This is a genomic window from Paenibacillus chibensis, from assembly GCF_004001045.1.
GTDB lineage: Bacteria > Bacillota > Bacilli > Paenibacillales > Paenibacillaceae > Paenibacillus_AQ > Paenibacillus_AQ chibensis.
In genome coordinates this window covers 1-10970 of the sequence record NZ_BIMK01000056.1, presented here as the reverse complement: position 1 = coordinate 10970, position 10970 = coordinate 1, and the positions used below count along the sequence as shown (strand labels likewise).

At 41.7% G+C, this 10970-nt stretch carries 17 protein-coding genes and 2 pseudogenes; 4 read left to right on the top strand and 15 right to left on the bottom strand.

The window, feature by feature from the left end; genetic code table 11:
- Nucleotides 1-160 precede the first annotated feature (160 nt).
- On the bottom strand, nt 161-679 hold the full coding sequence (locus PCH05_RS26715; protein ID WP_127607716.1) for a hypothetical protein: 519 nt from the start codon (nt 677-679) through the stop codon (nt 161-163).
- A gap of 52 nt (nt 680-731) precedes the next feature.
- Nucleotides 732-1637 (bottom strand): copper amine oxidase N-terminal domain-containing protein, encoded by a 906-nt coding sequence (locus PCH05_RS26710; protein ID WP_127607714.1) that lies wholly within the window; start codon nt 1635-1637, stop codon nt 732-734.
- 377 nt (nt 1638-2014) lie between these two features.
- Between PCH05_RS26710 and PCH05_RS27845 the strand changes: the two genes are divergently transcribed.
- Nucleotides 2015-2191: a hypothetical protein gene (locus PCH05_RS27845; RefSeq protein ID WP_246049967.1), complete on the top strand. Its 177-nt coding sequence runs from the start codon at nt 2015-2017 to the stop codon at nt 2189-2191.
- A 189-nt stretch (nt 2192-2380) separates the two neighbouring features.
- Here PCH05_RS27845 and PCH05_RS26700 read toward each other — a convergent pair whose 3' ends face one another.
- From PCH05_RS26700 to PCH05_RS26675, 6 genes are all read right to left on the bottom strand, one after another.
- On the bottom strand, nt 2381-2710 hold the full coding sequence (locus PCH05_RS26700) for an SMI1/KNR4 family protein (RefSeq protein WP_127607712.1): 330 nt from the start codon (nt 2708-2710) through the stop codon (nt 2381-2383).
- 46 nt (nt 2711-2756) lie between these two features.
- The gene (locus tag PCH05_RS26695; RefSeq protein ID WP_127607710.1) at nt 2757-3263 is read right to left on the bottom strand and encodes a class I SAM-dependent methyltransferase; all 507 of its coding nucleotides are present in this window, start codon (nt 3261-3263) and stop codon (nt 2757-2759) included.
- A gap of 158 nt (nt 3264-3421) precedes the next feature.
- Nucleotides 3422-3766 (bottom strand): EamA family transporter, encoded by a 345-nt coding sequence (locus tag PCH05_RS26690; protein WP_127607708.1) that lies wholly within the window; start codon nt 3764-3766, stop codon nt 3422-3424.
- A complete protein-coding gene (locus PCH05_RS26685; RefSeq protein WP_246049966.1) occupies nt 3750-4103 on the bottom strand; it encodes a DUF2304 domain-containing protein in 354 nt (117 codons plus the stop codon). The genes PCH05_RS26690 and PCH05_RS26685 overlap by 17 nt, the downstream gene beginning before the upstream one ends.
- Entirely contained in the window at nt 4100-4807 is a 708-nt protein-coding gene (locus PCH05_RS26680) for a glycosyltransferase family 2 protein (protein ID WP_127607706.1), read from the bottom strand. The genes PCH05_RS26685 and PCH05_RS26680 overlap by 4 nt, the downstream gene beginning before the upstream one ends.
- A complete protein-coding gene (locus PCH05_RS26675; protein ID WP_127607704.1) occupies nt 4800-6053 on the bottom strand; it encodes an ArnT family glycosyltransferase in 1254 nt (417 codons plus the stop codon). The genes PCH05_RS26680 and PCH05_RS26675 overlap by 8 nt, the downstream gene beginning before the upstream one ends.
- Before the next feature lie 219 nt (nt 6054-6272).
- On the opposite strand from PCH05_RS26675, the gene PCH05_RS26670 reads away from it, so the two are divergent.
- Both PCH05_RS26670 and PCH05_RS26665 read left to right on the top strand, forming a co-directional pair.
- Nucleotides 6273-6467, top strand: a complete 195-nt coding sequence (locus tag PCH05_RS26670; protein ID WP_127607702.1) for a hypothetical protein — start codon at nt 6273-6275, stop codon at nt 6465-6467.
- Nucleotides 6468-6569: 102 nt separating this feature from the next.
- A complete protein-coding gene (locus tag PCH05_RS26665; RefSeq protein ID WP_127607699.1) occupies nt 6570-7082 on the top strand; it encodes a hypothetical protein in 513 nt (170 codons plus the stop codon).
- Nucleotides 7083-7154: 72 nt separating this feature from the next.
- Here the strand turns inward: PCH05_RS26665 and PCH05_RS26660 are convergent, their stop codons facing one another.
- A complete protein-coding gene (locus tag PCH05_RS26660) occupies nt 7155-7478 on the bottom strand; it encodes a hypothetical protein (RefSeq protein ID WP_127607697.1) in 324 nt (107 codons plus the stop codon).
- Nucleotides 7479-7558: 80 nt separating this feature from the next.
- Complete coding sequence (locus PCH05_RS28205; protein WP_430125037.1) at nt 7559-7648, bottom strand: stalk domain-containing protein; 90 nt, start codon at nt 7646-7648, stop codon at nt 7559-7561.
- Nucleotides 7649-8225: 577 nt separating this feature from the next.
- On the opposite strand from PCH05_RS28205, the gene PCH05_RS28155 reads away from it, so the two are divergent.
- Complete coding sequence (locus PCH05_RS28155; RefSeq protein WP_371860600.1) at nt 8226-8375, top strand: helix-turn-helix domain-containing protein; 150 nt, start codon at nt 8226-8228, stop codon at nt 8373-8375.
- 661 nt (nt 8376-9036) lie between these two features.
- Here PCH05_RS28155 and PCH05_RS26645 read toward each other — a convergent pair.
- From PCH05_RS26645 to PCH05_RS27830, 5 genes and pseudogenes are all read right to left on the bottom strand, one after another.
- Entirely contained in the window at nt 9037-9498 is a 462-nt protein-coding gene (locus tag PCH05_RS26645; protein WP_127607693.1) for an MEKHLA domain-containing protein, read from the bottom strand.
- 61 nt (nt 9499-9559) lie between these two features.
- Nucleotides 9560-9924: pseudogene (locus tag PCH05_RS28150) on the bottom strand (SDR family oxidoreductase); the annotation flags it as partial.
- A gap of 29 nt (nt 9925-9953) precedes the next feature.
- Nucleotides 9954-10277 carry a nucleoside triphosphate pyrophosphohydrolase gene (locus tag PCH05_RS26635; protein ID WP_127607689.1) on the bottom strand — a complete coding sequence of 108 codons (324 nt, stop codon included), beginning with the start codon at nt 10275-10277 and terminating at the stop codon, nt 9954-9956.
- Between the two features lie 127 nt (nt 10278-10404).
- Nucleotides 10405-10802: pseudogene (gene mazF, locus PCH05_RS27575) on the bottom strand (endoribonuclease MazF).
- 17 nt (nt 10803-10819) lie between these two features.
- Nucleotides 10820-10963, bottom strand: a complete 144-nt coding sequence (locus tag PCH05_RS27830; protein ID WP_307719593.1) for an AbrB/MazE/SpoVT family DNA-binding domain-containing protein — start codon at nt 10961-10963, stop codon at nt 10820-10822.
- Between the last annotated feature and the right edge of the window lie 7 nt (nt 10964-10970).

Sequence of the window (10970 nt, the reverse complement as noted above, 5' to 3'; positions counted from 1 at the left end):
TTTTTCATTCTTAAATATAAAAATGAGCGAAAATAATAAGCAGATCATCAGAAAAATAAGATACATCGTGTCCACCCCAAACTTAATTATAGAAGTAACAAATGTCATAGTCATCGTCTAGGGATCAAATGCGTAAACATCCTGGTGAAACGCCCTGCTGTTAAGGGGTCAAAATTTTAACTCCATCAACATACCAGGATTTCGAATTTCTTTTAGATTTTAAATCCATAACAACGTAAGAACCATTGGCCTTCTCCCAATAAACTAAAGCCCGTGACTTTTCTGGATTTATCAGTAATGCCGACATATAATCACCTACGTCAAGATTAGCTCTCCGCTCCTCACTATAATAAGCCTCTAGAAAAGAAGAACGTTTTTGCATAGAAAAAGTAGATATCATATCATAAAATTGAGCAAAATCGATAAACGTCCATTTTGACAAATCTTCGTTTTTGCTGTTGATTCCAAATGCCCTTCCCTCACTGCTCAGTATGATCTCACGACCTTGGGTCCATGATTGAGTTAAACGATCTTGAACGGCTTGCGGAAGAGCCTCATCTTCGGGACTTACATTTGGAAAAAGAGAAGGAAGAACATCGCTTGCATATACACTTGTCCCTGTGATCAAAACAAGAACAGCAAGTGTGAGAATTATAAATCTTCTATTCATTTTTCTCATGATTAGCCCCTTTACTTAAAATAATGAACCAGCCATCAATTCAGATAGCCATTTAATGTTTCATGTAGTTCTTTTCCTCAGGGATGTCTACAATAACCCCTTTGTTACCATCTGCTTCACCTAGCTGTATGGCCTTTCCTTGCTCATTGATAATGCCATAAAATACAGCCGCGATAGCCCCAAAGTTTTTATAATATACAAAAGGCCCCTTCACGCTTGGCCGCTCCCCTATTTCTTCAACAATTTTATACGGAAAGAAAGGAAGACCCCTATTCTCAACAATATCGTTAGTTGTTTTAGCGGCCCATATCTGAACCGCTTTTCCTTGCCACACTTTATAATAATCGATTCGATTTTCCTCTTTCACAAAATATTCATCCGCTCTTCCTACAGGGAAATAGCAGACCACCGTCATTAATCCACCCGCATGAATCTGTTCCTTTAAGCTCACACGAGGTAGAGAGAGGACCCGGATTCGCTCCAAGGTTAGAGCACTTTTCACATTACTACTTACCGTTGAACTCCCGACCGTTACCGTTTGAGTCTTTGCATCCCATGCCACCGGCTCACCCAACGCCTCTCCAACGAATCTTACAGGAACCATAACCCTTCCATTCTTCATCTGGGCAGGCTGTGCTAATGGAGTCCCCTCATCTCCGATAATCCCATATTTTTCGTTAACCTTGACCGTGATCATGACTTTTCGATATGAGATCCTAACCTGTTTGCGGGTATTGTCCCAAGACATATTGAGGTTGCTTAGACCAAGCTTTCCAATGATATTGATCGGTACCAGCACAGTCCCCTTCGTTAAGTAAGGTGCAACATCCGAGGAAATGGGGCCGTTCTTCCCCATCACTTTGATGCTAGAAGCCAATGCATGATTATGTCCACCAAAGTCCATGGAAATCCCCAGTGCTGCAGTTGCGAACAGTGTTAGTGTTTTAAACTTTCTCATTACGCTCTCTCCTTCCACACCGGAGGTAAATTCTCCTTAATATGTAAGACACTCTTTGCTTATAGATTGTTTCATAAAATCTGCAGGGATTGTCTAAAAAAGAGAACGTATCTTTCTATTCTTTATTTTTCAAAAACAGAATGGTATGTTTCAGAAGGTAAGTGGAGTCGATGTGACAGCTCTTATGATTATTTAACTATCCAATAAGGGGTTATAACGTGGCCAATCATAGTGAGAAATCGATAGAATTGCTTGCCTTCGGCAGAGCTCTGTGGAAAATCCGCAAAGAAAAAACTCACTCAAGATGAGTTGAGCGCTTATTCCCGCGTCAATCGGTCTTATATTAGTGAGCTGGGAACGGAGAAAAAGCGCTATCTTTGCTCACGATTACTGCATTAGCAAGGGCGCTTCAGGTTAAAGCCTCTGCTTTGGTTGAGGAGGAAGAGAAAGTTGGAGGAATAGTGGATGGTTCCGTATTTTCAGTCAAAGAATCTTCTGAATCTCTGTTGATTGCCATCGTTACTTATTATTACGGTAGAAAACCTCAGATGTAATTTTGGGCCAATCCCAAAAGTGATCTCCTTGGGAGACAATTAATCGATCCAGGAATATCTCGAAACTCAAATAAAGCTGCTCTCCATCATGATCGGGCGGAGTATAGATTGAACGAGCATAGAGATAATCCCCTTTTTGCTGCTTAAGGCAGTCATTGTCGATGCAAATCAAAACATCATCATACTTAGCTATAGATACTGATGACTAGGTATAGAATAGTCCTCTACAGCAACAGTAATCTCCTCTAAGGAGAAGATATTCCATGATGGATCATCAAAAACCTCAGAATTCACAAAAAATCTAGCCCAATTATGAATCATAAAAAAATCTCTAAGATCATCCGGTATATAAAACCCTGTATTCTCTTGAAATTCATCAACTTCATTCATTGTTGCTGGTTGGTAAAATTCACAGTGACACCATGCGGAATATCCCAAACTTCTTTGAATGAGTATTTTATTTGAACCATCGAGTCGACTTTTGAAGCGATTAAGAACCCGTTCAACTAAATAATCCATGGATGGTATCTTCCTTCTTAATAGCAAGTAAACCAAAACGTAAATGTTACCCCTGCTCTCCAATGATATCCGGAATCAGATCCCGTACAAGCTTGTTGTATACTGGCGTGGTGGTTTCTCCTCTCTTGTCGTGGATGTCTTTTTTAACACTTTGTTCTCCTTGGCATACAGACCGCCACCCTTTAAGCTTCCTCAGCAGCATCCCTTGAAAATGAGGGCTCCCCTCTCCCGTATCGAGGGTATAGAAGTCTTCAATTTGAAAATAGCCTTTGATAATCCACTGAATCTCTACATCCGGATACATGGCAAAATAACGCTTCGGTTCAAAATGTCCTGCTCCCAAATTCACATCCGTTGACATCACTCCACAAAGCCCCAAATAGAATAAACCTTGGGGCTTCAAAACACGCTTGGTTTCCCTGGGAACGCCGGGAGGCTGCGTTTTGGGCACATGCAGCAAGCAGTTCATAGCATATACCGCGTCAAAAGACCGATCTGCAAAATCCAAATTATAAAAATCCATCACCTTGCGCGCAGCCCCTTTTGCTGGCATAAACGAACCATCTAATCGGACAAATCAACGGTCATCATATCTAAGCCATGCTCCTGAAAATATAAACTGTCCCGTCCTGGTCCGGCTCCGATTTCCAAAACGCTTCGAACATCATTGGTCCGGAATGCATCTACAAAACCTCTATTCGGAGTAGTAATTCATTTTACGACTAAATACGCACCAAACATAATAATAGCAATCCCGATTACCTTGGTTAAAGTAATGGTTTCATGAAATAGAAAAAAGGCTGGTATTAATGATAGAACGTAGGCAAAGCTCTGTAGGGGATAGGCAATGCTCAAAGGCAATTTAGAAAGAACAATGAACCACAGAACGGTTGCAATACCATAGAGGCAGAGCCCACTCCAAATATGAATAGAAGTTGCCAGCCTCAACCAGTTGAGACCGCCACTACTTTGAAGTCCGAGCTTAAACAGAATCTGCCCGAACACAAGTAGGATAATATTAAGGAGTAAAATACCGTAGCTAATGATCCCGCTCATGAAGAATAGATTCCTTTCCCTTTAAAATTGTTAATTCTTGTGTTAAGCGTAGAACCTGCTCGCTGAGCTTGGTAACGACAAGGGTCAAATGAAGAATGAATACGAAACAGAATAATAAACCAAACAGAAATAGAAGGGCAGGAGCATACTCGATATGCAACCAAAAGGCAAGTTTTTCTATTAATCTTACATTTAAAGAAATGATCAATAGCAATATACCCATTAATATCCAAAGCAAAGAATATTGTTCTTTTAACTTTCGTCGCCTTACCAGTTCAAGAATTACGATCAAAAAAAGAACGGAAAATAATATGGATAGAAGATAAATATTGATCATGGCAAAGATTTCACCTCTTTAAAGCGGACCGCACTTATGAGAACCGACAGTGTCACTTTAATCATGTAGTAAGCTGATTTAAAAGGTGTGATGGATGATTTCCCAGCTTCTCTTTGACGCATTTCCGCTTTGACCTCTACCAGCTTACATTTTCTGTTAGTAAGGTAAACGATAGATTCCACTTCTGGATAATCCATTGGATAGTAATCTGCATATAGTTCAATCACTTTTCGTCCTGCTGCACGAAATCCACTAGTTGTATCCGTAAACCGTTGTTTCGTGACAAGACTGACAAGTAAAGAAAAGAACCTAATTCCTACTTTCCGCATGAGCGGAGCACGATAAGAGGTTTGTTCCAGGAACCGTGATCCGATAACCAGATCATTTTCTTCAACTCTAGACAAAAGCTTGGGAAGATCTGCAGCGGCATGTTGACCATCTGCATCCATTTGAACAGCGACATCATATCCATTATCCCGGGCATAAATATATCCGGTTTGCATAGTACCTCCGATTCCAACATTAAAGGGCATGCTAAGTACTTTAGTCCCTTCCTCCTTTACAACTGCTTCCGTATTATCTGTTGATCCATCATTTATGACAAGTATATCTACTGAGGACATATGACTTTTAATCTCACGGATGACATGCTGGATACTCAACTCTTCATTATACGCCGGGATGATGACTAGCACTTTAAACATACTCCTTCACCTCATTTTTACTGGATAATTCCCTTTTAAAAGTAAATATTACTTGGTAAATCATATAGCTCATAAACAATATAAAAAATGTTAGCATTGGATAGCCATACCTCGACATCGCAACAAATGGGATCTGGATAGCGGTAAAATATAATAATGTTAGAAAAATCGGCAACAATCTCTTCCCCGTTTTGCGGACACACGCCCAAAGCATACCTATGAGGCCACTCCAAACAATGACAGTCTGTATATTACCAACAATGTTCTTTTTAATTGAGAAGATATCATGCAAGTAGAATGGAACTATATAAAGTGAACGAAATCTACCAACGGTATAATGATGGATATACTTTAATGGTTCATGTACCAAGCCGTATTTTAGAATGTCCAATCCTTTGGCAACCGCCCCCCGATCTGCACCAATAAATATAGTACTAGGATCGTATTGGGGATATGCCTCAAAAAAGCCAGCAGACGGAAGCTGGTATTGAATTCGAGTTCCAAGAAGAAATGGGCTCCCGGCGGAACTTGTAAATAAAATAAAATGGCCAAAGGTGATGTAATTTCGAATCCACCATGGGATCAATAGAAGGATATAGGCGGCCACGATGGTGAGCGTGAATCGAACAATTTCTTTGAACGAATAGCGGTAACATAACCATAAAAAGAGCATAATACCTGGAAATAATGAGGCTTGCGGCTTAAAATAAGCTGCTGATGCTGTTAGTAATCCAACCCCAATGTACCAACTCGTTTTTTTTGTATGAAGAGCAGTAATCATGACACATAACAGTATCAGAACAACAAAACGGAAAATACACTCGGTCAGAATTGAACCCGAGGTAAAGTAGTCTGGAATATAGACAGCAACAATTAATGAGGTAATAATTGCAACTCGATGATTAAATGTATACCTGGCAATATAATAGACTGGAAAAATACATATAGCCTGAAGAAACGCTTGAAAAATTCTAAAAGCAGTTACACCGCCATGCTGCTCCCCAAAAATCGCCATAAATCCGCTTAATATAATGGGCAAGCCTGGCATAATAAATGCGGAAGGATCATTCCCTGAATTATACGCAAGGGTACCTTCGTTAAGGAGAACTTTCGCACTGTGAATATATTTAACATCATCATTATTGAGTTTAATCGGATCCCCCAGTAAGAGACGGTCGCCATGGACCAATATAACTATTAAAGACATAAGAAATACAATAGATGACAAGATCAGCAAGAATCGCATTGTTGTAGCTTCCTTCAAGTAAGAAAAAAACAAAATTAATAACCTCCGTACGAAATAAATTATTTATAAAGCCCATATTAATATATAACAATCCTAATCCAAGAAAGTTGGTTTTTCAATAAAATCCATAATTCGTCAGATTATGTATTGAATTGTTATAATCTGGTTGATATACTGTGGAAGAGGAAAATATTTCAATTTTATTTTAGGAGGGTATTTATGAAGATCAAAAAGGCGATGTTATCTCTAGTACTCACAGCATGTTTTGTAGCCCCAACCAGTATTTATGCAGAAACTAGCAATGATGAAAGCGATGTAACAAATGCAATCAATACGTACTATACGGCTGAACAAAATAGTGATTTATCAACCATGCTAGAAACGTCCACTGATACCTTGTTTCCTGACAAATAAACAAAAGAGAACTATCTTGGTACCTCAGCAAAAAAACTCATTTCCTATGAAGTATCTGATCTTGCTAAGGTATCAGACACTGAATATACTGCAAACATCGATTTGACCTATGATGATAATGAAGATTATCCAAAGTACCCTATCCATATTATTAAAGACCAAGGCAATTGGAAGGTGGATGTAGAAACAGTATATTTCTACAAGGATAGTAACGAAAACTGGTTCTATGAACTTGATGATACTCCAATTCCTTCCGTGAACCGTATAACGCCCAAGTCGACTGTAGCTGTTTCTAGTTGGAATCTAGCGCCAAACTTTACTAGTTCTGGTTCAGGGGACTTTACTTACAGTCCAATTAACAACTTAACCTTAAACGGTTGGCAACAACCCATCAATGATTTTAGTAAAGAAGCCAACAGTATTTATTACCTTATGCTAAAATCCGGAAGCAGTTATTCTCAGGCAAGTGCTATATCATACTACGGAACTTTTTATGAATCAGGTAATTGGCTTAGCCTACAATTCAACAATGCGACAGCCGGTGCTACTTATAAAGTACAAGTGAAAAATACTTCCTCTGTAAGTTGTAAAGGAGCATTTAACGTATATAACTAATTGACTTATATTTCTAAAGAGAGGTTGTTCTTTAAGGACAATCTCTCTTTTTTGTCTTGCTATGGGAGCAAATTATCGTCTGCTTGACCTAGTTGTTTGGCCTTTCCTTACAGCCGCGATAGCTCCAAAGTTTTTATAATATACAAAAGACCCCTTCACGCTTGGCCGCTCCCCTATTTCTTGTGCAATTTTATACGGAAAGAAAGGAAGACCCTTATTCTCAACAATAGCGTTAGTTGTTTTAGCAGCCCATATCTGAACCGCTCTTCCTTGCCGCACTTTATAATAATCGATTCGGTTTTCCTCTTTCACAAAATACTCATTCGCTCTTCCTACAGGGAAATGGCAGACCACCGTCATTAATCCACCCGCATTAATCTGTTCCTTTAAGCTCACACGAGGTAGAAAGAGGACCCGGACTCATTCCAAGGTTAGAGCAATTCTAGCATGACTATTTACTGTTGAACTCCCAACCGTTACCGTTTGAGTCTTTGCATCCAAACCACCGGTTCACCCAACGCCTCTCCAACGAATCTTACAGGAACCATAACCCTTCCATGCTTCATCTGGGCTGGCTGCGCTAATGGAGTCTGCTCATCTCCAATCATCCCATACTTTTCGTTAGGACCAGGATCAATTCTTTTTTTCGATATGAGATCCCAACCTGTTTGCGGGTATTATCCCAAGACATATTGAGATTGCTTCAACCAAGCTTTTCAATCATATTGATCGGTACTAGCACTGTTCCCTTCTTTATGTAAGGTGCCACATCAGAGGAAATGGGGCCATTCTTCCATACCACCTTGATGCTAGAAGCTGAAGATTGATTTTGTCCTCCAATGACCATAGAAATACTCAGTACTGCTGTTACGATAATGTTAGTGTCTTAAACTTTCTCATTACGCTCTCTCCTTTCACACCGGAGGTAAAATCTCCTCAATATGTAAGACACACTTTGTTTATAAATTGTTTCATAAAATCTGCAGAAAATTCTAAAAAAAGAGAAATGTATCTTATCTATTCTAAAACGGAATGATATGTTTCAGGGTAAGTGAAGTCGATGCGATAGCTCATAAGATTATTTCAACTATCCATTAAGGGGTTATAACGTGGCCAATGATCGAGAGAAATCCATAGAATTGCTTGCCTTTGGCAAATCTCTGCGTAAAATCCGCAAAGAAAAAAAAGCTCACTCAAGATGAGTTATGTGTCTATTCCCGTGTCGATCGGTCTTATATTAGTGAACTAGAGAACGGAGAAAAAACGCCCTCTTTGCTACGATTACTGCTTTAGTAAGATCGATTCAGGTTAAGGCTTCAGTTGTACTTTGGAAGAATTCAAGAAATCTTGGGCCATTATTGTGACATATCCGTTGGACTTGTTATAGCCAATATTACTGTTGTTGCCCCTTTATGTTTCTGCCATATCCAGTCGGTGATGCCATAGATTTCCCTACTTTTGCACATAGAAAAAGGACTCTCGCAATGAGTCCTTTATGGTATAATCTGGTTTGTACAGCACAATTTGTGGTGGGTATACACAAGCCTCCAGAGGGAGGTGATGTGTATGAACTTCTCTTTTTCCAATATTATCGTGTTTGCAGCGTTCATCGTTGCTTTGTTGACGTATATTGACAGAAAAAAGAAGTAACCCGCCACAGGTTGACGGCCTGACGGGTTACTTCTTGTTCAGTTACACCTGAGGAGGTAATCCCACCACAAATGCTGTATTGGGGAGCAGTTGGCCGCTGCTCCTTATTTATTGTTATCTTAGCATATGGAGAAATATACCTCAAGTTACTTCTGCAGCTTAGCCTCAAGACCAGCCTTTTGCTTGGCTTCGCCCAAAATCATGAGGAGCGTTTACGTATAATTACCCGGTTTTCCCAACTATGATTTCGTGAGGAGCGCTAGTTTAAAACCATGTCTGTTTCGTATTAGATCAAACCGTATCCTCAAACGTAACGATACTCTCGGAATGCAGCGGCCTGCCCGTGAATCTTTCCGATTTCGTCCGTCAAATTCCATACGGTTGCCTCCAAGATGTGAAACCTCCGGCCTGTACTGGATATGCGGATTCCCGTGTAGTTATCGATATAGCCTTGTTCGCCTACCGTTCTTAGAAAAACCGATCGCGCCTCCCGTTCCATCGGTTCCGCGGTAAGTCTTGACGGCGTGCTCGTGAACTTGTCCCAATCCATTGCCCATAGCTCCAGCGCCGCCCGATTGCCGAAGTTCAGGACCGGGTCGGTCTCCGTTCCGTGGGAAAGCACCACGCAGGGCGCGTTAAATAATTGTTCGAACGGGTGGCTGTCTGAGGCCGGCTCACCCAGAAGCGATTTTTCGGTCAATCTTTGATAGCTCTCCATGATCAATCTTGCATGCTCGTTAGTGGCTCCTATTCCACTGTAATGCATAACTGAAATCCCCCTTTCCACTTGTCCGTCTCATGTTCATATTATACGTATGTATATCTCTTTACAAAGAAGGGCCCGAATCGCCGTCGATATTAATCGATGTTCCGGTTACATAGGACGCCGCTTCGAATGCGAGGAATACGATGACTTTCGCCACTTCGTCCGTGTTACCGAGCTGGCCGTGCGGAATGTCATGTTCCGGCTCCCGTGCGTACTCTTCCCACGCCAGATTGGTTTGTCCCGTTTTCACCGGTCCTCCTTCTGCCCGCTTCGGATGAATCCGATGTATACGGTGTTTTTGTTTACCCGGATTTGATCGGGGGCCAGGTCGCGGCTCATCGCCTTGGTCAAAGCCTGTCCGGCGGCACGGCTTACGTAACTCGGCATAGATGAGGCAGGCGGCGTCTTGGCCCAGGAAGTGGTGATTTCTCGATAATGAGTCGTATTTCCGGCATTTACATTTCCGCCTCAATCAGCAGAATGCGCTCCTGAAATTTGCCGCGTTGCTGCGCTTTCTCGTCGCGCACCCGATTCAAGTCCTGCTCCGTGGCTCCATGAACGGATGCCAAAGCATAGATTACTTCCAGCATATCCGCCAGCTCTGCGACGGCTTCACGGTCCTGCTCGGCTGTTATGTATTCATGATGCTCTTCCTGCAGCTTTTTCCTCAGTTCTGCAATATATTCATCCGGGTTCAGCGTCTTGGTCGTATACCGCTTCCCCTGTGCTCCAATGATGTCCGGAATCCGGTCCCGTACAAGCTTGTTATATATCGGCATAATGTTTTACTCCTCTCTTATTTGTGGTTCATCGTTGGCTCATCCTCTTTTCCCGGCCTGCGGCTACTAGGATCAAATGGGGGCATAAACAAAAACCTTCCGAAACGTGTTCCGGAAGTCTATATCATCAGTGGATGAGCAAGTTCAGTTTTGAAACCACCTCTGCCAGCGTCTTTTGCGGCACCTTGCAGATAAACGCAGCTTGCCGCGACTCCCAATCCAGGCTCTTGACCTGGTCGGCGAGAATAACCCCCTCGATCGGCAAATCTTGCGGAATGATAACCTCAAAAGGATAGCCTTTTCGTTTAGAAGTTATCGGACATAATAAGGAAAGTCCGCCTTTCCATTATAGGCTGCTGGGGATAGGACCAACGCGGGTCGTTTCCCTGCCTGCTCATGACCTGCTTGTGGATTGAACTACGGCCACACCAGGTCTCCACGATCCGGCACATAGCCGCTTCCTACCGCTTCACGACCTTTTGGATTGCCTGACGAGACTTCTTCATGGAGGTTATCAGGCGTCATTTGGTCAAGCAATTCCTCTAGCGAAGCCGACTTCGGCTTGATGAATGTCCATCCTCAACGTCCAGCTCGATCTCCGATCCTTCCTCCAGACCAACCTTAACAGCAAGGGATTTCGGAATACGAACACCTAGACTATTACCCCATTTTTGAACCTGGAACATGAAATCA

What these genes read in the sequence shown, in the direction of transcription:
- PCH05_RS28205 (WP_430125037.1), bottom strand. Translation starts at nt 7,648, where the DNA reads ATGAAGCATGGAAGGGTTATGGTTCCTGTAAGATTCGTTGGAGAGGCG.
- PCH05_RS26700 (WP_127607712.1), bottom strand. Translation starts at nt 2,710, where the DNA reads ATGGATTATTTAGTTGAACGGGTTCTTAATCGCTTCAAAAGTCGACTC.
- PCH05_RS26695 (WP_127607710.1), bottom strand. Translation starts at nt 3,263, where the DNA reads ATGCCAGCAAAAGGGGCTGCGCGCAAGGTGATGGATTTTTATAATTTG.
- PCH05_RS26635 (WP_127607689.1), bottom strand. Translation starts at nt 10,277, where the DNA reads ATGCCGATATATAACAAGCTTGTACGGGACCGGATTCCGGACATCATT.
- PCH05_RS26685 (WP_246049966.1), bottom strand. Translation starts at nt 4,103, where the DNA reads ATGATCAATATTTATCTTCTATCCATATTATTTTCCGTTCTTTTTTTG.
- PCH05_RS26645 (WP_127607693.1), bottom strand. Translation starts at nt 9,498, where the DNA reads ATGCATTACAGTGGAATAGGAGCCACTAACGAGCATGCAAGATTGATC.
- PCH05_RS26680 (WP_127607706.1), bottom strand. Translation starts at nt 4,807, where the DNA reads ATGTTTAAAGTGCTAGTCATCATCCCGGCGTATAATGAAGAGTTGAGT.
- PCH05_RS26670 (WP_127607702.1), top strand. Translation starts at nt 6,273, where the DNA reads ATGAAGATCAAAAAGGCGATGTTATCTCTAGTACTCACAGCATGTTTT.
- PCH05_RS26710 (WP_127607714.1), bottom strand. Translation starts at nt 1,637, where the DNA reads ATGAGAAAGTTTAAAACACTAACACTGTTCGCAACTGCAGCACTGGGG.
- PCH05_RS26690 (WP_127607708.1), bottom strand. Translation starts at nt 3,766, where the DNA reads ATGAGCGGGATCATTAGCTACGGTATTTTACTCCTTAATATTATCCTA.
- PCH05_RS27830 (WP_307719593.1), bottom strand. Translation starts at nt 10,963, where the DNA reads ATGTTCCAGGTTCAAAAATGGGGTAATAGTCTAGGTGTTCGTATTCCG.
- PCH05_RS26675 (WP_127607704.1), bottom strand. Translation starts at nt 6,053, where the DNA reads ATGCGATTCTTGCTGATCTTGTCATCTATTGTATTTCTTATGTCTTTA.
- PCH05_RS26715 (WP_127607716.1), bottom strand. Translation starts at nt 679, where the DNA reads ATGAGAAAAATGAATAGAAGATTTATAATTCTCACACTTGCTGTTCTT.